The following is a 20,930-nucleotide window of genomic DNA, read 5'->3' on the forward strand; positions in this document are numbered from 1 at the left end:
TTCACGTGAAACATCGCGTGGTCGACCCGGCCGGGGTCGTATTCGGGCTAGTCGTTCCGCTGTTGTGTGCGGTCTTCGGCTTCGTCCTGACAAAAATTTGGGAGCCCCGCCTCCCGGAACAGATCGCGACTCACTGGACCACCACCTCGCCGGACGGATTCTCCACCCCGTCGGCCAACGCCTGGACCATTGCACTTCTGACGCTGCTCTTCGGTGGCGGCCTGAGTGCGATTGCTGCTCTTGCTCCCGCGATGCTGATGATGCGCCGATTCATGTTGGTTGTCGGGCTGAGCGTGGTCGGGCTCATCACGACAGTGAACTTCGCTTTGCTCTACACCCAACTCGATGTCACCGATCCATCCACGACGTCACTCCCGCTGTGGTCTATCGGTGTCGGCTTTGTCATCGGCGGGGTGCTGGGGTGGATCGGCGCCTCGTTCCTGCGTGACTACCGCGTCCGCACTCTTGCCACGATCGAACCCTCGGCCGGGTTGCCGCGAAGCCGCTGCGCTCTCCCCATCTCCGACGACGTCGGATTCAGCACCAAGGGGTCGGTGATCCTCACTGCGATCACTCTGGCGCCCGGAGTCATCATGGCGTTGGCGATGCGGTCACTCTGGCCGCTGTTCATCTTCGGGGCACTCGGACTGCTCGTCGTCAGCCTGGTTCGCTTCCGGGTGATCGTCGACGAACGGGAAATCCGGGTGATCAACATGGGGATGGCTGCGATGACCTACGGCATCGAGGAAGTTGTCGGAGCCGACGTCGCGGAGATCAAACCGTTCGCGGACTTCGGCGGCTGGGGACTCAAGACCAAGGGTCGTCGTAACTACGGCGTCGTCACCCGCACCGGGCCAGCGGTGGTCATCACGTTCGCTTGTGGCGACCGACTCACGATCACGACACCCGGAGCCGAAGACATCGCCGGGTCACTCAATCGATTGGCCGACGCCCGGACTCGGTAACCGCCGAGCCTGAACCGATCGCTTCCTGAGTCTTCTCGAGATACCCACACGCCGCAGCCCTGGCTTTGGTGACATCGCGTTCGGCGATGGCTTCGGCAACTCCCTGATGATGCGAAGACGTCAGCGACGGCGGATGCACCCCTTCGGTCACCTCGTAGGTGGCTCGAACTGTTTCGAGGATTCCGGCAAACAGATCTTTCAGCACGGGATTGTGGGCGGCATCGACAACGGCAATGTGAAACGCGAGATCGACGTCGACGAAGTTCTCGGCCGGGACGTCACGCTTGGTGGCCAGCTCACGAAGTATCCGGACGTCGTCGTCGCTGCGACGCTCACACGCCAACCGGACCGCTTCCATCTCGAGCGCACGACGCACTTCGAAGACGTATTTCATCTCGTCGACGGACGCGTGTCTGCCGAGCAGTCCGCCGATGTCGGTCCGAGCGCGCACGAAGGTCCCTGATCCGCGACGGATCTCCAGGACTCCCGTCGAGGTCAATGTCTTGATCGCTTCGCGCACGGTGTTCCGGCCGACGCCGAGAACACTCATCAGCTCCGGCTCGGTCGGAACACGATTGCCCACTGTCCAGACGCCGTCGGAGATCTGCGCGCGCATCCAGTCGAGGGATTGCTCGTACGCGGACTCTTTGCGAACAACGGTCATCAGCTCATCCTCACAGCATTAGCGGCGATCATTCCACTCACCTACGATACGTAGGACGACCCATGTATTTTCGCACTCTGTCTTCAGGAGGGGCTTCCCACGTCCGCCACAGCTGTCGCCACCGAAGAACGCACACGCCGCACCAATCGACACTTCTACGGCGTGGGCTACGTCCTCACCGTGATCCTCTTGGGCGCGAACATGCCCACCTCCGTCTACGGGCTCTACCGGACCGAGTTCGGATTCACGCCCACCATCCAGACGCTGATCTACGGCGTCTACGTCGCCGGCCTCGTTCCGGCATTGCTGTTCTTCGGACCGCTGTCCGACGCCCTCGGCCGACGCACCGTGCTCCTTACTGCACTCGCTCTGAGCGTCGTCGGCACGCTCGTTCTGGCATTTGCCGACGCGACGGTGTGGTTGTTCGTCGGCCGGATTGCCCAGGGAATCGCGGTGGGCGCGGCCAGTGCGGCGGGCAGCGCCGCATTGGTGGAGCAGGAACCGAAGTTCGATCACCGACGAGCAGCGCTCGTATCGACGGTGACGGGCGCGTTGGGCGGTGCGCTCGGACCACTCGTGTCCGGTGCAATCGCCCAGTACCTTCCACAACCGCTGCGGTTGCCGTATCTGATCTTCCTCGTCGCGTTCATCCCGGCACTGATCGTGTTGCTGCTACTTCCGCGGATCGGGGACGTCACACGCCCGAAGCGGTTCTTCCAGATGCCACATGTTCCCGCCGCCATTCGCGAGACTTTCTGGCTCAGCTCGCTCGCCGTCGCGCTGTCGTGGGGCGCGGTCGGGCTCTTCCAGTCGGTGGTCCCGTCGTGGATGACCAGCCTGCTGAACATCGACAACCTTCTACTCGGCGGCGGGGCGGCCGCACTGGTGATGATCTGCTCGGTGGTCGCGCAACTCGGCGGAAGCCGCATGGACCCGCGCACGTCCGTCACCGCCGGCCTGGGAATCCTCGCTCTGGGAATGATCGGCCTCCTCGTGGTCGACCTCGTCCCGAGCCTGGCACTGCTGGGCGTCATCACCGTCGTGGTCGGCGCCGGGCACGGTCTGGCGTTTGCCGGCGGCATGAAGCGCGTCAACGCCGCCGCCCGGACCCACGCCCGCGAGAGCCACGGCGGAGTTCTGGCCGCGTTCTTCACCGTCAGCTACGCGGGACTGGCGATCCCGTCGATCATCGCGGGTATCGCCATCACCCTCCAGGGAATGCAGACGGCCATCATCGAGCTGTCGATCATCGGGACGCTGCTGTGCCTGGCGGTGATGGGCTTCAACCTTCGTGGGGCTCGAGAGCCCGCTGAAGCTCGCCGTTATCCTTAGCCAGGTGAAGTTTCTCAGTAGGTTCTACATCGACGGGTTCATCCTCGGCATCATCATCGCCGGCGTGCTCGGAAGTGTGTTCCCGGTATCGGGTACCGCGGAGAGCATTCTGAACTGGGCCACCAAGATCGCCATCGGCTTCTTGTTCCTGCTCTACGGCGCACGGCTCTCGCCGCAGGAAGCCTGGAAGGGCGTCAAGCACTGGCGACTGCACACCGTCGTCCTCGCCGCGACGTTCGTGCTGTTCCCACTGATCGGCCTAGCACTGCGATTCCTGTCGCCGACGCTGATCAGCGACGAGCTCTACACCGGCATCCTCTACATGTGCCTGGTTCCGTCGACGGTTCAGTCTTCGATCGCGTTCACCTCGATCGCCAAGGGGAACGTCGCGGGCGCGATCGTCAGTGCGTCGTTCTCCAACCTGATCGGCGTCTTCGTCACACCGCTGCTGGTGGTTCTGCTGATGAACACCACCGGCCAGGCGACGGTCGACTTCTCGTCGATCCTCGACATCGTCGTGCAGTTGCTGATCCCGTTCATCGTCGGTCAGCTGATCCGCCCGCTGGTGATCGGATGGCTGCAGAAGTACGCCGAACCCACCAAGTACGTCGATCGCGGATCGATCCTCCTCGTTGTCTTCGCCGCCTTCAGCGAAAGCATGAAAGAGGGGATCTGGAGCACCATCACGATCTGGCAGATCGTGATCCTCACAATCGTGTGCTGCCTGATTCTCGCGCTGGTTCTCGGCGTGACCACTCTCGCGGGGCGCAAGCTCGGGTTCGATCTTCCCGATCAGATCGTCATCATCTTCTGCGGGTCGAAGAAGTCCTTGGCAACGGGCCTACCGATGGCGGCTGTACTGTTCGCGGGCCAGCCCGTCGGCCTGATCGTGTTGCCGCTGATGATCTTCCATCAGATCCAACTGATCGTGTGTGCTGCGATGGCGCAACGCTTCGCGAATCGGGATCCGGTCAGCGTCAGCTAGCGAGCAACTCGCCTCGGGTCGCGTCGACGCAGCCACAACCGCCCTGCAGTTCAGCACAATCGATGGACAGCGCATGGCGGACCGATGCCAGGTCGACGCAGTTCGCGCCGGTGCATTCGAGTGATCCGTCGGCATGCCGCAGCAAAGAATCGTGGCAGTGATCGACATCCGAAACACAATCCGCGCACTGGATCTGACGCTCAGCGATCATTGCTGCCACCTCTCTCGAAAACGATGACACAGGAATATCATCGACCTCCGACAAGTCAGTTTCGTTCCACCTCGATGGGGTGGCTGGCCAGCATCGCCACGGGTAGCGGCTGACGTCGTAGCACCCGTGCCCAGACATCGACTCGGGGCGGCGTCAGCACATCCGACGGCAGCGAGCTGATCACCATCCAGTCTTCACGCTCGAGCTCCGAATCCAGCTGGCCCAGAGTCCAACCCGAGTACCCGGCAAAAATGCGGATCCCTTCGACCAGAGGAGCAATGACCTCCGGGTCCGAGTCCAGATCCACCATGACTACCTTGCCGTCCACCCGCCGCAGGCCGGCGACGCCGTCGATCCGCGCACCGTTGCGAGCGATGCCCAGGCAAAGCGCCGAGTCACGCTTGACTGGTCCACCGATGTACAGGGCCGAAGGATGCGCGGTCAGCGGTGACCACTGCGGCAACACGTTCTGCACGGCCGTCTCACTCGGCCGATTGACGATGACGCCCAGGCTCCCGGCGTCGTTGTGCTCGATCATGTAGATGACGGTGCGGCGAAATGCGGGTTCCGTGAGATCGGTCGACGACACCAACAAACTGCCCGGACGAACCTCCGGTTCTATCCAGGCCATTCGATCCTCGGGTTCTTCTGCGTGCGCCACAAGGACATCATCTCACCGACAACTGCGCGCGGAGGAACGAGACACAAGCGTGTTCAGGTCAGACCCGCCACATCGGCAAGTAGTGCCAAATGCCGCTCGAAAATCTCGCTCGCGTCGGTGAACGTATCGCTTCCGTACTGCCCGAACACCTCGAAGTTCACCGAACCGAACAGCGATACCCAGACGAGAGTTGCGCGCACCGCGGCATCCGGCGGCAGGTCGGTACCCAGTTCATTCCGCACTCCCTCGAGGTCCGCTGCCAACGTGTCACTCAGGCCCGGACCCTCTCGCACCGTCAGTGAACCCGCGCGATGGGCGGCGTCGATGATCCCGATCAGCCGGGTCACGACGAGGGTGCCGGGGCCGGTGGTCTGCTCGCCCGGAGCGTCGTAGCCGGGGACGGGGCTGCCGAACAACAGACCGTAGCGGGCCGGCTCCCGGATCGCCCAGCTCCGAACGGCGCGCCCGAGAGCAATGAACTGTCCGCGAAAATCTTCTGCTGCAACCGCATTCACGGCGGCGTCCACTTCCGCGCCCAGTTCCGTGTACCCGTCGACCACCAGCAAGGTCAGCAGTTCGTCCCGACTGGCGACATAGCGGTATACCGCTGAGGACACGACTCCCAGGTCACGCGCGACGGCACGCAGGGACAAAGCGGCAGCGCCGACGGCAGCGAGATGCTCGCGTCCGATACGGGTGATGTCCTGCAGCGTCTGTTCGCGCGCCCGCTCACGGGGAGTTCCAACCATGAGTCCATCTTGCCCCATTCCCGAGAGCAGCATCAACAAAAGAGAGCACTGCTCTTGACAGCGCTCGGGTGCAGGTGCATTCTTGAAAACGAGAGCAGTGCTCTCAGTTCACTCGAAACAAGAAGGAGCACACCATGTCGAACCTCGAAATCGTCACCGGAGCAGGACCCGTCGGATCCGCCGTCGCACTACAGCTCGCCGAGCAGGGAATCAACGTCCGGCTCCTGACCAGGTCCGGCAGCGGGCCCGAGCACCCGCTGATCGACCGCCGACGCGTCGACGTCTCGGATGCCGAGGCCCTGCGCTCGGTCAGCGAGGGCGCCACGGCCATCTACCACTGCATCCACGCTGCTTACAACGCAGCCGATTGGGAGCGGGAACTCCCGGCGGCCGAGAAGGTTGTGCTCGACGCGGCCGCATCCATCGGTGCCGTCGTGCTCTTCCCCGAAAGCCTCTACGCCTACAACTCCGACACCCTGATGACCGAATCCGATCCACGCAACGCCACCGGCGGCAAGCGCGGAGTGCGCACCGCGCTGCTGCGTGCTCGCGAGGCCTCTGCAACACCCACCGTCAGCGTCGTCGCCTCGGACTTCTTCGGTCCCCGCGTCCGCACTGCCCACGCCGGCGAGCGCGTGGTTCCGAAAGTCATGGCAGGTAAGAAGATTCGTGTCATCGGTTCCGCAGATCAGCCGCACTCCTTCACCTACATCCCCGATCTCGCAGCAGCGATGATCGCGGCGGCACACAACCCCGAACTTTGGAACTCCGTCCTCCACGCACCCACCGGCCCCGCGCTCACTCAGCGCAAGATCGCCGAGGCCTTCGCCCGCGCCGCCGGGGCATCCCCCGCCAAGGTGGGTGTCCTGCCCGCCTGGGTGCTCGACGCCGTCGGCAAGATCAACACCGACAGCCGCGAACTCGCGGAGATGAACTACCAGTTCACCAAGCCGTTCGTCATGGACTCGAGTGCCAGCGAAGTGCTGCTCGGACTCTCGCCGACGCCGCTCGATCAGGCCGCCGAAGAGACCGTCGCGTGGTGGCGCGCGGAACAGGCTCGCGCCGCTGCTGCCTGAACCTGCAGGTGGGCCGGGCATCACTCAGATCTGCGTGAGATAGCGTCGACTGAGAGCGGCGATGGCCACGAAACACGCTGCAACGAAGATCATCCCGATGCGTACCCCACCAACGGAGTTCGACGCACTCAGAGCGATGCCCAGGGCCGCGACGCCGATCGCCATGCCCGTTTGACGGGAGGTATTCAGTACCCCCGAGGCAAGTCCGGCGAACGATTTGTCGATCACTGCCATGGCCGTTCCATTGCAGCTGGGGCCGAACACACCACACCCGAGACCGACGAGGGCGGTCCCCGCCATCACCACAGGCCAGGTATCGCTGTCCCCGATCGCGGTGCACAGGAGCGCGCCGATCGCAGCAGTGGAAGCACCGACAGTCAGGAGCCAGCACATACCGCGACCTGCCCACACGCGATTGAGGACCAGCGTTCCGAACGTCCACAACACTGCAAACGGCAGAAAGAACAGTCCTGTCCGCAGCGCTGAAGAGCCCCAGTAGGACTGGATGAATATCGCGAGCATGAATTGCATGCCGTAGGCCCCGAATTGGAAGGCGAATCCGTTCGCTATGGATGCAGAGAACGCCGGCTTACGGAAGATCGACAGCGGCAGAACCGGATGCCGGGTCCGGCCCTCGACGACGAAGAACCCGACGAGCGTTGGCACACATCCGAGTAGCAACGCCAGCGCCAACGGATCACCCCACCCGCGGGAGCCGCCTTCGATCAAACCGGCTACCAGAAGGGCAAGTCCGGCGATGCCGAGGACCTGCCCGGGAACGTCATAGGATTCCGCATCGCGCGTCGCGGTTTCACGGACATGCCGCCAGCACAGCCAGAGGGCTAGAACGCCGATGGGGACATTGACGAAGAAGATCGAGCGCCAACCGATGAACTCGGTGAGCAGGCCTCCTCCGATCGGCCCTGCTACCAATGCGATTCCGCCCGTTGCACCCCACATCGTGATTGCCTTGGCACGCGCGATCGGATCCGGATAGGTGCGTGCAATGATCGCCAGTGTCGTTGGAAGAAGCCCGGCAGCAGCAATACCTTGCAGGCAACGAAATGCCATCAGCAACCCCAGGTTCGGGCTTATTGCGCACAACAGAGAAGCCGCCGTGAAGCCGCCCAACGACCACAGGAAGACACTGCGGGAACCGACTCGGTCCGCCAGAACTCCCGCTGTGAGCAACAGGCTGGCCAGAGGAACCGTGTAGATGTTCACCAACCATTGCAAAGCGGCAATGGAGCCACCGATGTCGCGTTCGATTGCCGGTAACGCGATGTTGAGAGCGCTCCCGTCCAACAGGATCATGAAGAATCCAAGACAAACCGCAGTCAGCGCCAGTGCCTGAACCCTTGAAGCACTCACTGGTGCAGTATGTTTCGTGCCGCCGGAGACTGCGTCACCGACCGAGCTGTCAGCAGAGATGTTGCTCGTGCCCATAGGAGGCCCCCGTCTCCGGAATTTCTGTACCTGCAAGTACAACAGCTTTCACAGAGACTGTACATACCCATAGGTACAATGTCTGTATGGGTAGCGCGGAACGGCTGATCGCAAGCATGCAAGAACTGTTGTGGGAGCGTGGCTACTCCGGAACAAGCCCACGTGCCGTGCAGAAAATGGCTGACGTCGGGCAAGGCAGCATGTACCACCACTTCCAGGGGAAAGCGGACCTGGCGGTGGCCGCAGAGCATCTCATGGGGCGCGAACTACAAGCGCAAATCACCGAACGACTCAGCTCCGGCGAGACGACCGTCGACAAGATCGCTGCCTTCCTCACGATCGACGAACACGTCCTCCGCGGGTGTCGGCTCGGGAGATTGGTCCAAGACTCCGAGGTCGCATCCAACGACGAGTTGCGAGCACCGATCCAGACCATGTTCGTGTGGATTCAACAGAACATCGCATCCACACTCGAAGACGGGCGCAGCAACGGTGAAATCCGTCCCGATGCGAACATCGAAGCTCTCGCCACCACCATTCTCGCAGTGCGGCAAGGTGCTTACGTCCTCGCTCGTGCTGCCCAATCCGAAGAACCGTTTCGAAAGGCGGCCGACGGGCTGATCGAAATGCTCACCCACGGGGTTTGCGTGTAAAAGTTCAACGATGCTCCAGTAGGCCATGTCGCCGTTCTGCTCCAGTCAACTCTTGACGCAAGAACGGAACGGGTGTTCACTTCTTCACATGGCCTATCGCCGCACTCCGGCAGTACAGGAAAGATTGGACGCACAACGCGCCCGGCTGCTCGAGGCCGCCACGACGGCAGTGGCAACCCACGGCTATGCGGGATGTTCCATCGCCGCGGTGGCCAAGAACGCCGGCGTCGGCACCGGGACGCTGTATCGACATTTCGACGGCAAGGGCGAATTGTTCGCCGAAGTGTTCCAATCAGTCTGCAGCCGTGAGGTATCCGCAGCTCGGGACGCCGGAGACAATGCCCGAAGTCTGGAAGGCAACCACCGCTCCGCGGTATCAGCGTCTGTTCGGACCTTCGCCGAACGTGCCATGCGCGCACCGGTTCTCGCCTATGCCCTGCTGGTGGAACCGGTGGACCCACTCGTCGACGAACAGCGTCTCATGTTTCGCGAATCGTTCCGCGATTGCCTGGCCACCGCAATTCGTTCGGCAGTCGACACCGGTGAGATACCGCCACAGGACGCCACTCTGACGGCAGCGTGCATCGTCGGGGCAATCGGCGAGGCCCTGATCCTTCCACTGCGCGGAGGCACCACCGATCCCGCTGCGATCGACGCCATTCTCGCCCTCACCCTTCGATCGTTAGGGAGCTTCGATGACACCCACGCATGAAGTCACCAATCAGGTTCCGCCCCTGATCGATTACGACGCAGCCGAATACGCGCCGATCCTCGAGGCACTCCACCGTGAAGGCGCATCGGATGCACTCGAAGAGGTTCATCGCGTCGGGATCCGCGCCGGCAGTGCTCAGGCCCAGGAGTGGGGCGATCTGGCCGAGGAGCACCCACCTGTTCTGAGAACCCACGACCGCTACGGCAACCGCATCGACGAGGTCCGTTACGACCCCGCCTATCACCAACTCATGAGCACCGCAGTGGAATTGGGACTGCACGGCGCTCCGTGGGTTGACCCGAATCGACACGCACACCTCGTCCGCGCCGCGAAGATGGCCGTGTGGGGTCAAACCGATGCCGGCCACGGCTGTCCCATCTCCATGACGTACGCCGTGATCCCCGCGCTGCGGCACAACGCGGATCTGGCCGCGCAGTACGAACCCCTCCTGACCACGCGGCACTACGATTCGGCGCTGAAAGCTCCCCTCACCAAACCCGGATTGATCGCCGGTATGTCGATGACGGAAAAACAGGGCGGTTCGGATGTTCGTGCCGGAACCACAAGGGCAGTGCCACAATCCGACGGCAGCTACCTGCTGACGGGCCACAAGTGGTTCACCTCCGCGCCGATGTCGGACGTGTTCCTCGTCCTCGCCCAGGCGCCGGGCGGTCTGTCGTGCTTCTTCCTGCCTCGGGTCCTGCCGGACGGCTCGCTCAACAACATGTTCCTGCAGCGTCTGAAGGACAAGTTGGGCAATCATTCCAACGCGAGTAGTGAGGTCGAGTACCGCGACGCTCTCGCATGGATGGTCGGCGAGGAAGGCCGGGGCGTGCGCACCATCATCGAGATGGTCAACATGACCCGGTTGGACTGCACGATCGGCACGGCCACCGGCATGCGCGTCGGCACCATGCAGGCAGTTCACCACGCGACGCATCGAAGTGCTTTCGGCGCCAACCTGATCGACCAACCCTTGATGCGAAACGTTCTGGCAGATCTGGCGGTGGAATCGGAAGCGTCGACCACGGTCGCGATGTGGCTGGCCGCTCTGACCGACCGCGCAACCGCAGGCGATGCCCACGCCAGCGCACTACGACGCATTTCGTTGGCCGTGAGTAAGTACTTCGTCTGCAAGCGCGGACCGATCCACGCTGCCGAGGCACTCGAGTGTCTGGGCGGAAACGGATACGTGGAGGAATCCCGGATGCCGCGCCTCTATCGCGAGGCTCCGCTCCTTTCGGTGTGGGAGGGTTCCGGCAACGTCGCGGCGCTCGACACACTGCGGGCGATGGCCAAGCAACCCGAAACACTGCAGGTGTTCTTCGACGAGCTGAAACGAGCCAGTGGAGTGGACGGCCACTTCGATCAGGCCGTGCGGGATCTCCAGGCGGCTTTCGGCGATTTCGACGACATCGAATACCGGGCACGAAAGATCGTCGGCGACATGGCGCTCGCACTGCAGGCCTCGCTGTTGCTCCGCTACGGGCACCCCGCGGTGGCCGACGCGTTCTGCGCGAGTCGGCTCGGAAACAGCTGGGGGAGTGTGTTCGGAACGCTGCCGAGGGGCGTCGACGTCGCGCCGATCCTCGAGCGGGCCACCGTCAAGATCGGCGCCTGACCCACCCACTACAGTTTCCGCTTATGAACCGAGCCTCGAACCGCCGCGAGGCCTGGCAGCGCGTACTGCACACCCTGCGTGAATCACCCGGCCTCGGAAGGCTGGCGCTCGTCCGCTTTTCCAGCCAGTTCGGCGACGGAATGTTCCAGGCCGCGCTCGGCGGCGCAATCCTCTTCAACCCGGAACGCGAAACCGATCCGGTGGCGATAGCGGCCGGCTTTGCCGTACTGCTCCTTCCTTATTCGGTGATCGGCCCCTTTGCCGGCGCTCTGCTGGATCGTTGGGACCGCCGCCTGGTGCTCCTGTGGGCGAGCGTGCTCCGCGGGCTCTTCATCCTGACCACTGCGGTGCTGCTGGTCGCCGGCGGCGGTGACACTCTGTTGTTGACCTGTGCGCTTGCTGCAATCGGAGTCAGTCGCTTCGTCGGGGCAGGCGTATCCGCAGCCCTGCCGAAGGTCGTCCGACAATCGTGGCTGGTGGCAACCAATTCCGTTCTCACAACGGCTGGTTCGGTGGTAGCCGCTCTTGGTGCTTCGGCAGCGGTGGCGATCATCGGCATGATCGGCGCGGGGGATCGAGCGTCAGGCGCCGCCGTGGCCATCGCAGCACTGGGATCGGTGATCGCGGCCCTCGCCGCGGCCAGGTTCACGGCCCGCTCACTTGGTCCGGTCGCCGACGAAGTGGTCCGCGCCAGTGCCGTCCGTTCGGTGACGGCCGGACTGCGCACCGGGGCAACCGCTGTCTGGGAGGCGCCCGGCGTCACCACGGCGATGATCGGAATCGGAGCGCACCGCATCTGCTTCGGCATCAACACCCTCATCATGGTGCTGGTCCTACGCGACACCTCGAACGGCTCCCAATTACCCGGAGGGATGGCCGGATTCGGCGTCGCCGTCGGCGCCACGGCAATCGGAATGCTGATCGCGGCATTGATCACACCGTTCCTCATCCCGCGGATCGGTCGCTCACGGACGATCACCTACGCCCTGGTGTGCGCGGTTCTCGTCCAGCTCGTCTTCGTGACCACGCTGACTCAGGGGTCGCTGCTGATCGCCGCTTTCCTGCTCGGCATCGCCGGCCAGTCCGTGAAACTCAGCGGCGACGCGGCCATGCAGATCGACATCGACGACGACCGTCGAGGTCAGGTATTCGCCCTGCAGGACACCGTGTTCAACGTCGCGTTCATCGGTGCGATCGCGGCAGCGTCGACGGTGATCGCACCCGACGGCAAGAGCGTCGGCCTGGCCGTTGCCGGTGCGGGTGTCTATGCCGCCGGATTGTCAGCGGTGCTGATCAACCGCAAGAAACGAGAAACTAGCCCTGCTGGGTAGCCCACCACTTCAGCAGTTCGGCCTCGGCCTCGTCACGCTCGAGCGGGCCGCGATCCAGACGTAGTTCCTTGAGGAACGTCCATGCCTTGCCCACCTGCGGGCCGGCCGGGATGTTGAGCAGCTCCATGATGGCGTTGCCGTCGAGGTCCGGACGCACCCGAGCAAGGTCTTCCTGCTCGGCGATGCGCGCGATCCGCTCTTCGATGTCGTCGTACGTGGCCTGCAGCTGCGCGGCGCGACGCTTGTTGCGTGTGGTGCAGTCGGCCCGCACGAGCTTGTGCAAGCGGGGGAGCAGCTCGCCCGCGTCGGTAACGTACCGCCGCACCGCCGAGTCGGTCCACTGTCCCTTGCCGTAGCCGTGAAAACGCAAGTGCAGGAACACGAGCTGTGAGACGTCGTCGACCATCTGCTTCGAGAACTTCAGTGCCCGCATGCGCTTGCGCACCAGCTTGGCGCCGACCACCTCGTGGTGGTGGAAGCTGACACCGCCGCCCGGCTCGTTACGCTTGGTATCCGGCTTTCCGATGTCGTGAAGCAGTGCTGCCCAACGCAATACGAGGTCCGGATCGCCTTCTTCGAGATCGATCGCCTGCTGGAGCACCGTGAGGGAGTGCTGGTAGACGTCCTTGTGCTGGTGATGCTCGTCGATCTCGAGCTTCATCTGCGGAACCTCGGGCAGCACGTATGCAGCCAGTCCGGAGTCGACCATCATGTTGATGCCGTCCACCGGGTACATGCCCAGCATCAGTTTGTTCAGCTCCACCTGCACACGCTCGGCGGTGATTCGCTCGATCTGCGACGCCATCTCCTTGATGGCCTCGAAAACACGATTGTTCAACGTGAAACCAAGCTGCGAGACGAACCGGGCTGCGCGCAGCATCCGCAGCGGATCGTCGTTGAACGAGTTTTCCGGCGCCGACGGCGTATCTAGCTCTCCGGCCAACAGGGCGTCCATGCCGTTCAGCGGATCGACAAACGTGTAGGAACCGTCCGCGCCGATCTTCATCGCCATCGCGTTGACGGTGAAATCGCGGCGCACCAGATCGTCGGCCAACGTCGTGCCGTACTCGACTATCGGATTACGAGAGACGCGATCGTAAGCGTCGGCCCGGAAGGTCGTGATCTCGATCTCCTGGCCGTGCTTGATGGCGCTGATGGTCCCGAACTCGATGCCGGTGTCCCACTGCTTGTCCACCCAGCCCTTGAGCAGAGCCTGAACCTTCTCCGGCCTGGCGTCCGTCGTGAAGTCCAGATCGCCACTGAAGCGGCCGAGGATCGCGTCGCGAACACTGCCACCCACCAGGAACAGCTCGTGACCGGCCGCAGCAAAACGCTCACCGAGCGGGTTCAACACGTCGGACAACGTGCCGAGCGTTGCAGTGGCGTCGGCAAGCAGTCGTAGGCGGCGATCAGCATCGGAGGTAGGGACAGTCACGTGAAAGGAGCTTACTTAAGGTGCGCAAATAGCAGAACGCGCATACGAACGCGATAGACCGCTTTGCGCGGGTTACCGGGCAACGCTGCAACGCCAACTAGTATCGATGAGGTGTCTGGTGCCGAACGAACAAACAGGAGTCGCCGCAACCCGCGGCGTCGACCTGCCGTCGGCAACCCCGATAAACCTTTGATGCGAACCGTCCGTGAAACTTCTGCGGGCGGCTTGGTCGTCGACGGCTGGGGAGGACCCCCGGAACGCCTCTGCGCTGCACTGATCGGCCGAACCGACCGCCGCGGACGCCTGCTCTGGTCGCTACCGAAGGGCCATATCGAACAAGGTGAGACCGCTGAGCAGACCGCGATGCGTGAGGTCGAAGAAGAAACCGGTATCCAGGGAACCGTCCTGGCACCGCTGGGCAGCATCGACTACTGGTTCGTGACCGAAGGTCGACGCGTCCACAAGACCGTGCACCACTATCTCCTCCGCTTTCTCGGCGGTGAACTCTCCGACGAGGACATCGAGGTCACCGAAGTCGCTTGGGTGCCGCTGACGGAATTGCACTCGCGCCTCGCATACGCCGACGAGCGCAAACTCGCAGAACTCGCGTCCCAGATGATCGCCGAGATGCCGCGAACGGAAATACGGCAAGAACAGCGCCCGAAGGAACCGGACGCCGGATGAGAATGGCACTGCGGCGGGCCGGTGTGGCCGCTCTGGTGATGGCCGCTGTCGGTTTCGGGCCTGCAACGACGGCCGTCGCATGGGCAGCGCCGTCCAGCCAGCCCAGTGAGCGCGCCCCGGCGCGAAACACCAACGATGCCAAATTTCTGCAGCTGACCATCGACTCCACCGCACCGACCACGGTGACGACCACCAGCGACCGCAACGTCGTGGTCAAGGGGACGGTGAAGAACGTCGGTGACCGTCCCGTCGAGGACGTCGGAGTGAGGCTGCAACGCGCTCCCGCGATCGACTCCAGTTCGGACGTGCGCGCAGCACTCGACTTCGACCAGGCCGTTTTCGACACGGTCGGCGAATTCGACACCGTTGCCACCACCCTCGACACCGGCCAGTCCAAGCAGTTCACGCTCACCTTGCCGTTGCGGAGCACTACCGGGTTGTCTCTCGACATCACCGAACCGGGCGTCTACCCGATGCTCGTCAACGTGAACGGCACCCCGGAGTACGGCGGTGCCGCCCGACTCGACGACGCACGCTTCTTGCTCCCCGTCCTCGGTGTGCCGGCCGCAGCCGAATCGAACGCCACAGCCGGAACCCCCAGTTCGTCCGCCACGGCCGTCGTTCCCCCCGACACGTCCGCCCCGATCGGCGTCACGCTCATGTGGCCGCTGGCCGACGCGCCACGACTCGTCGGCGGAATCCCCGGCGCGGTCAACGAGCCCGTACGCCTGATCGACGACGAACTTGCCACCGAACTTTCCGACGGCGGCCGTCTGGACGCGTTGGTCGATGCGGTGGAGAACGCCACCAAGCCCGAGAGCGATACCGATCGCCGCGTCACGGATGCGCTCTGCCTGGCAATCGACCCCGACCTTCTGATCACCGTCGAGAACATGACTCGCGGATACCTCGTGGCCGACAACTCGTCCGACCCCACCGGGCCGTCGCACGAAGGCCGCGGCAGCGACGCCGCCAACCAGTGGTTCGGCCGGGTGAAGACGCTCGCGTCCTCGATGTGCACGACGGCGGTTCCGTTCGCGCAGTCCGATCTCGCCGCGGTCACCTCGGTGGCCAATCCGGAGTTGACGGCTACCGCGCTCACACGGCCGGCGGACATCGTCGACAACATCCTCGGCGTGACCTCACTGCGAGATTTCGTCTGGCCGGATTCGGGTGTCCTCGACTCGGCCACCGCAGAGGTGCTGAGCGTGAATCCCACCACAGCGATGGTGGCTGACACTTCCGTCGACTCGGCAGCTCCGCAGCTGTCGTCGCGGATAACCGGCTCACTCGACGCGCTTGCCTTCGACACCTCGGCGGCAGCGGCGCTGGCCGCCACCGGCTCGGAGCCGCAGGTCCCGTCGTACATCCCCGACGACACCGCGCCGACCATCGACATCGAATCGCGCAGCGCCCGACGTCAGGACGCGCTGGGGGCGATGGCCTGGGCCGCGCTGACGCCGACGTCGCTGCCGCGCAATCAGATCTTCGCGCCGCCGCAACTGTGGACCGCCGACAGCAACGACGCCACGGCGGTGCTCTCGATGCTCGCGACCCTCATCCGGTCCGGGCTCGCCTCACCTCAGGCCCTGCCGGCACTGCTCGGCAGGCAACCGGGCGCGACGGACGCCGCCACGCTCGACTACCCGGACCGGGCTACCCAGGACGGTCCGCAAACGTCCGTCGTCGAGACCGCAACCACCCAACTTCCGCGTATCGACGGGCTCGAAGCTTCGCTCGTGGACGATCCGGCGGCTTCGCTCACCCCCCGGGGATTCACGGCGCCGCTCCGCGAAGATCTGCTCCGCTCGATGACCTTGGCCGATCGCCGCAACGTCGACTCCGCGTCGGTCAATCGGGCGGAGCGCGCTGCGACCATCCGCGCCGACAACGTCACCGAAGCCGTCGACGGGATGTACCGGGCCGTCAGTGTGGTGTCTCCGGGCGGCGTCTACACCCTCGCGTCGGGGCAGAGTCCGCTCCTGCTGGTGGCGCGCAACGAGCTGCCCATCGCCATCAACGTCGACCTGCGTGTGGAAGCCCCACCCGAGATGCAGATCAGTGACATCGGTCCCAAACAGCTTCCGCCGCGAGGTAGCCGACAGTTGACTGTGCCCGCGGAAATGAACGATTCTCGCAAGCTGGAAGTCAACTTCTCGCTGACCACGACAGATGGCCGCCAATTGGGTACGCCGACCAGCGTGACCGTACGGTCGAATGCGTACGGTCGTCCCCTGGCCGCCGTGACGGCGACAGCGGGAGGGTTGCTGCTGTTCCTGGCAGGGCGACGGCTGTGGCATCGATTCAAGGGTCAGCCGGACCCAGCAGATGAAGGGTACGAACGCTCATGACCGGGAATCCACCCGAGGAGGGTCGCCGCTCGGCGATCACCCGCAAGAGTGCCACGACCCGCTCGCATCCTCGGATGCCACCGTGGGAGCGCGGTTACCCGATCCAGCCGGTCAACCCGGACGCACGTTTCGACGACGCACCCACCATGACCATCCCGGTGATCCGCGACTACCCCCGGTACCGCGAAGCCGAGATGGAATTCGCCGACCGGCAGACGACCACGTCGGACGAGTTCGACACCGACGCCCATGTCCAGGTCGGGGAACGCAAGGAGACGAACTCTCGACTCCTCGCGGCAACGGGTTCCATCGCGATCGCGACGCTGACGAGCCGCATCACGGGATTCGCCAAGCAGTTGATGATCCTGATGGTCCTCGGCCCCGCCATCGCCAGCTCGTTCACCGTCGCCAGCCAGATTCCGAACATGATCGCGGAACTGGTTCTGGGCGCCGTGCTGACCGCCATCGTCGTCCCCGTGCTGGTTCGCGCCGAGCGGGAGGACGCCGATCACGGCGAAGCGTTTGTCCGACGCCTCTTCACGGCGTCGCTCGTTCTACTCGGCATGGCCGCGCTGCTCGCGACCCTGGCAGCACCCGTACTCACCAAATACGTCTTCCTGTCCGAAGACGGCAAGGTCAGCACCGACCTGACCACGGCGCTGTCGTATCTGCTTCTGCCGGCAATCCTGTTCTACGGGCTGTCGGCGCTGTTCACAGCGTTTCTGAACACCAGACAGATCTTCAAGCCCGGAGCCTGGGCTCCCGTACTCAACAATGTCGTCGTCCTCGTGGTGCTCGTGGTCTATCGCCTGACTCCGGGTGAGATCTCGCTTGATCCGGTCTCGATGGGCGATGCAAAGCTGCTTACCCTCGGCATCGGCATCACCATCGGCGTCATCGTGCAGGCAGCCAGCCTGATCCCCGCGCTACGCCGCGAGAAGATCTCGCTCAAGCCGCTGTGGGGTCTCGACGACCGCCTGCGCCAGTTCGGCGGCATGGCCGTCGCCATCGTCTTGTACGTCCTGATCAGCCAGATGGGCATGATCTTCGCGACCAAGATCTCCTCCCACGCCGACGAAGCCGGCCCTGCCATCTACAGCCAGGCCTGGTTGCTCCTGCAGCTCCCGTACGGCGTGCTCGGAGTGACGGTTCTGACGGCGATCATGCCGCGCCTGAGCCGCAACGCTGCTGCCGACGACACCCCGGCCGTCGTGGACGATCTGTCGGTCGCAACGCGTCTGACCATGATCACGCTGGTTCCGATCATCATGTTCCTGACCTTCATGGGCCCGCAGGTCGGTGAAGCGCTCTACGGTTACGGCCGCTTCGGACCCGAACAGGCCGAACGACTCGGCACCGCTGTGAGCTGGTCGGCATTCACGTTGATTCCGTACGCACTGGTCCTGATCCAACTTCGAGTGTTCTACGCCCGCGAACAGGCCTGGACGCCGACGTGGATCGTTCTCGGCATCACTGCAGTGAAGATCGCTTTCTCGGCGCTGGCTCCGGTCTTCGCGTCCAACAGCGATCAGGTCGTGATCCTGCTCGGTGCGGCCAACGGTCTCGGCTACATCACCGGCGCCGTCATCGGCGGATACCTCCTGCACCGCAGCCTCGGAAACCTGCAGATGGCCAACGTGGGCAAGACAGTCTGGTCCGTCGTACTCGCCTCGCTGGCCGGTTCGCTGACCATGCTCGCGGTCGACCGCGTCCTCGGATTCGATCAACTCACCGAGCGTTTCGGCGGACCTGGCTCGATGGTTCGCGTCGCCGTCGGCGGCATCCTGATGCTCGCGATCACCTTCACGATTCTCTACTTCAAGAAGGTTCCGGAAGTCCTGTCGGTAACGGTTGCGGTCTCCCGCAAGATTCGTTCACTGACAGGTCGCGCCGAACCGGACACACGTAACAACACCGACGACGACGTCACCGAGCTGATTCCTGCAATCAGAACGGAATCAAACGAGCAAGAACGACCGGGTGCGCTCCCGTACCCTGGTCATGGGCGTACAGGATCGCAACCCGCGCGTATTCGGGGACGGGCTATCGATGGAGAAGGAGCGAGGGTGAGCGACGACAACGTTTCCGGCAACAAGAGTGCCGGGACTTCTGCCGTGAAAGCGTCCGAACAGAAGTCAACGGCATCGTCGGGCACACCTGCATCCACGAGTTCCTCCGCATCTGCCGGCCAGAAGCCACAGCAGGGTCAGAAGCCACAGCAGGGTCAGAAGTCACAGCAGCCCGCACAGCGACCGCAGCAGGGCCAAAGCCCGCAGGGTCAGAAGCCGCAGCCGCCGGTGCAGAAGGCCGCTCCGCCGGTACCTCCGGTCAGTGTGTCCAAGACACCTTCGGCGCCCGTGTCGAAGACACCTTCAGCACCTGTCTCGAAGACACCCGCGCCGAAGACGCCTGCTCCGGACAAGAAGGCACCCGAATCTCAGAAGACGGCTGCCGCTCAGACACCGCCCACTGCACCTCGCACACCTGCCGCCGGATCCGCATCACGACCGGCCCAGCGACCGATGCCCCGTGGACCGAAGCTCATCCCGGGCGCATCTGTCGCCGGCGGACGCTACCGTCTGCTCGCGCCGCACGGCGGAACCCGCGGACTGCAGTTCTGGGAAGCTCTCGACGTCAAGCTCGACCGTGAAGTAGCCCTGACGTTCGTCGACGCCGATCAGCGCGGTGACGACGACAGCCAGTCCGGACCGCAGGCAGTTCTCTCACGCACTCTGCGCCTGGGACGAATCAACTCGCCCGGTCTGGCTCGCGTCCTCGACGTCGTCCGCGGAAGCTCGGGCGGCATCGTCGTCGCCGAATGGACTCCCGGCCGTTCGCTGCGTGAGATGGCCGAGACGACGCCGTCGCCGATCGGTGCGGCCCGCGCCATTCGCGCCCTCGCGGCGGCTGCCGAAGCTGCTCACCGCACCGGCGGTGCGCTGTCCATCGACCACCCGGACCGCGTTCGCATCAGCATCAACGGTGACGCCGTACTGGCGTTCCCGGCGACGCTTGCCGACGCCGATTCCACCAGCGACGTCCGCGGTCTCGGCGCCATGCTGTACTCGCTCATCACGGCGCGCTGGCCGCTGGCCGAACCGTCCGCCGGTCCCGTCGGTGGTTTGCTTCCCGCCGGCCGCGGCGCCGACGGGAACATCGTCGAGCCTCGGGTCGTCCGTCCGGAGGTTCCGTTCGACATCTCGGCCGTTGCGGTTCGAGCGTTGCAGTCGGAGAGTGGAATCCGCACTGCTGCCACCGTGCAGCACATCCTCGATCAGGCGTCCGTCGTCAACGACAAGACGGAAATGATTCCGGCACTTCGTCTCGGCCACCGCGAACAGGGTGCGTCGGGTCATGCACTGAACGACCCCGAAGCCATCGAGGCCGAGAAGAAGAAGTCGACGCGGATGCTCGCGGCACTGACGGCGCTCGGTGTCTTCACCGTGATCGTCCTGATTCTCCTTGTGGTGTGGGTAGCGAGCTTCCTCTCGGGTGGCAGTAACGACACCCCGCTCAGCGAGCAGAGTTTCGGACTGACCACCGAAGCCACTGCGCCCGAGAACAATTCACCGGCGCCCGCACCGGCGGCAGCAACCGTTCCGGTAGCTTCCTCGGCCGTAACGGTGTTCTCACCCCAGGGGACGCCGGATCAGCCGGCAACAGCGAAGAACGCCATCGACGGCAATCCGGCCACCGCATGGTCGTCGGATTCGTACTTCCAGCCGTTCCCGTCGCTGAAGAACGGTGTCGGCCTGATGGTGACGCTTGCCGATGCCGCCAACCTGAAGAACGTTGCGATCACGTCTGATTCGCCGGGAACCGTCGTTGAAATCCGTTCTGCCCCTTCTGCGAATACTTCGCTGGATCAGACCAAGGAAATCGGATCGGGTGTCCTGAAGAACGGCGTGACCGACATTCCAGTCACGTCGGACGGCTCGGGTCAGTATGTCCTGGTTTGGATTACGCAGCTCAGCACCGAATCCGGACAAAACCAGACATCCATCTCGGAGATTGCATTCACTGCTGCAAAGTGATCGCCCTTGGCCCTTCTGAA

At 63.9% G+C, this 20,930-nt stretch carries 17 protein-coding genes; 11 read left to right on the forward strand and 6 right to left on the reverse strand.

The window, feature by feature from the left end:
• Positions 1–5 precede the first annotated feature (5 nt).
• Positions 6–965 (forward strand): DUF1648 domain-containing protein, encoded by a 960-nt coding sequence (locus RHP72_RS29205; protein ID WP_235808464.1) that lies wholly within the window; start codon positions 6–8, stop codon positions 963–965.
• Here RHP72_RS29205 and RHP72_RS29210 read toward each other — a convergent pair.
• Positions 934–1,629: a FadR/GntR family transcriptional regulator gene (locus RHP72_RS29210; RefSeq protein ID WP_047272655.1), complete on the reverse strand. Its 696-nt coding sequence runs from the start codon at positions 1,627–1,629 to the stop codon at positions 934–936. The genes RHP72_RS29205 and RHP72_RS29210 overlap by 32 nt on opposite strands.
• Before the next feature lie 162 nt (positions 1,630–1,791).
• Between RHP72_RS29210 and RHP72_RS29215 the strand changes: the two genes are divergently transcribed.
• The gene (locus RHP72_RS29215) at positions 1,792–2,961 is read left to right on the forward strand and encodes an MFS transporter (protein ID WP_003942549.1); all 1,170 of its coding nucleotides are present in this window, start codon (positions 1,792–1,794) and stop codon (positions 2,959–2,961) included.
• A 4-nt stretch (positions 2,962–2,965) separates the two neighbouring features.
• Positions 2,966–3,946, forward strand: coding sequence for a bile acid:sodium symporter family protein (locus tag RHP72_RS29220; protein ID WP_003942582.1), 981 nt, complete (start codon positions 2,966–2,968; stop codon positions 3,944–3,946).
• On the opposite strand, the gene RHP72_RS29225 is transcribed toward RHP72_RS29220, so the two are convergent.
• Genes RHP72_RS29225 through RHP72_RS29235 form a run of 3 tightly spaced genes read right to left on the reverse strand, consistent with a single transcriptional unit; the run spans position 3,939 to position 5,567 of the window.
• Entirely contained in the window at positions 3,939–4,157 is a 219-nt protein-coding gene (locus RHP72_RS29225; protein ID WP_058227431.1) for a hypothetical protein, read from the reverse strand. The two genes, RHP72_RS29220 and RHP72_RS29225, sit on opposite strands and share 8 nt — an antisense overlap.
• A 55-nt stretch (positions 4,158–4,212) precedes the next feature.
• The gene (locus RHP72_RS29230; protein ID WP_020909845.1) at positions 4,213–4,818 is read right to left on the reverse strand and encodes a YqgE/AlgH family protein; all 606 of its coding nucleotides are present in this window, start codon (positions 4,816–4,818) and stop codon (positions 4,213–4,215) included.
• 53 nt (positions 4,819–4,871) lie between these two features.
• Positions 4,872–5,567, reverse strand: a complete 696-nt coding sequence (locus tag RHP72_RS29235; protein WP_003942494.1) for a TetR/AcrR family transcriptional regulator — start codon at positions 5,565–5,567, stop codon at positions 4,872–4,874.
• A gap of 134 nt (positions 5,568–5,701) precedes the next feature.
• Between RHP72_RS29235 and RHP72_RS29240 the strand changes: the two genes are divergently transcribed.
• The gene (locus RHP72_RS29240) at positions 5,702–6,643 is read left to right on the forward strand and encodes an NAD-dependent epimerase/dehydratase family protein (protein WP_283377607.1); all 942 of its coding nucleotides are present in this window, start codon (positions 5,702–5,704) and stop codon (positions 6,641–6,643) included.
• Positions 6,644–6,667: 24 nt separating this feature from the next.
• Here the strand turns inward: RHP72_RS29240 and RHP72_RS29245 are convergent, their stop codons facing one another.
• Positions 6,668–8,014 (reverse strand): MFS transporter, encoded by a 1,347-nt coding sequence (locus RHP72_RS29245; RefSeq protein WP_256670284.1) that lies wholly within the window; start codon positions 8,012–8,014, stop codon positions 6,668–6,670.
• 161 nt (positions 8,015–8,175) lie between these two features.
• Here RHP72_RS29245 and RHP72_RS29250 point away from each other — a divergent pair, with 161 nt between their 5' ends.
• The 4 genes from RHP72_RS29250 (at position 8,176) to RHP72_RS29265 (ending at position 12,406) form a co-directional block, all read left to right on the forward strand.
• On the forward strand, positions 8,176–8,742 hold the full coding sequence (locus tag RHP72_RS29250; RefSeq protein ID WP_030537483.1) for a TetR/AcrR family transcriptional regulator: 567 nt from the start codon (positions 8,176–8,178) through the stop codon (positions 8,740–8,742).
• A gap of 88 nt (positions 8,743–8,830) precedes the next feature.
• Complete coding sequence (locus tag RHP72_RS29255; protein WP_283377608.1) at positions 8,831–9,454, forward strand: TetR/AcrR family transcriptional regulator; 624 nt, start codon at positions 8,831–8,833, stop codon at positions 9,452–9,454.
• On the forward strand, positions 9,438–11,075 hold the full coding sequence (locus tag RHP72_RS29260; protein ID WP_311094159.1) for an acyl-CoA dehydrogenase family protein: 1,638 nt from the start codon (positions 9,438–9,440) through the stop codon (positions 11,073–11,075). The genes RHP72_RS29255 and RHP72_RS29260 overlap by 17 nt, the downstream gene beginning before the upstream one ends.
• Positions 11,076–11,098: 23 nt before the next feature.
• Entirely contained in the window at positions 11,099–12,406 is a 1,308-nt protein-coding gene (locus RHP72_RS29265) for an MFS transporter (RefSeq protein ID WP_007729119.1), read from the forward strand.
• Here the strand turns inward: RHP72_RS29265 and RHP72_RS29270 are convergent.
• The gene (locus tag RHP72_RS29270; protein ID WP_003942535.1) at positions 12,390–13,841 is read right to left on the reverse strand and encodes a CCA tRNA nucleotidyltransferase; all 1,452 of its coding nucleotides are present in this window, start codon (positions 13,839–13,841) and stop codon (positions 12,390–12,392) included. The genes RHP72_RS29265 and RHP72_RS29270 overlap by 17 nt on opposite strands.
• A 111-nt stretch (positions 13,842–13,952) precedes the next feature.
• On the opposite strand from RHP72_RS29270, the gene RHP72_RS29275 reads away from it, so the two are divergent.
• The 3 genes from RHP72_RS29275 to RHP72_RS29285 are packed head-to-tail and all read left to right on the forward strand — an operon-like array spanning position 13,953 to position 20,910.
• Positions 13,953–14,525 (forward strand): NUDIX hydrolase, encoded by a 573-nt coding sequence (locus RHP72_RS29275; RefSeq protein WP_030537486.1) that lies wholly within the window; start codon positions 13,953–13,955, stop codon positions 14,523–14,525.
• Positions 14,522–16,876 (forward strand): DUF6049 family protein, encoded by a 2,355-nt coding sequence (locus RHP72_RS29280; protein ID WP_311094160.1) that lies wholly within the window; start codon positions 14,522–14,524, stop codon positions 16,874–16,876. Before RHP72_RS29275 ends, RHP72_RS29280 begins: the two co-directional genes overlap by 4 nt.
• Positions 16,873–20,910, forward strand: a complete 4,038-nt coding sequence (locus RHP72_RS29285) for a lipid II flippase MurJ (protein WP_311094161.1) — start codon at positions 16,873–16,875, stop codon at positions 20,908–20,910. The genes RHP72_RS29280 and RHP72_RS29285 overlap by 4 nt, the downstream gene beginning before the upstream one ends.
• Positions 20,911–20,930: the final 20 nt, after the last annotated feature.

This window comes from Rhodococcus sp. SG20037, from assembly GCF_031763325.1.
Classification (GTDB): Bacteria; Actinomycetota; Actinomycetes; order Mycobacteriales; family Mycobacteriaceae; genus Rhodococcus_F; species Rhodococcus_F qingshengii.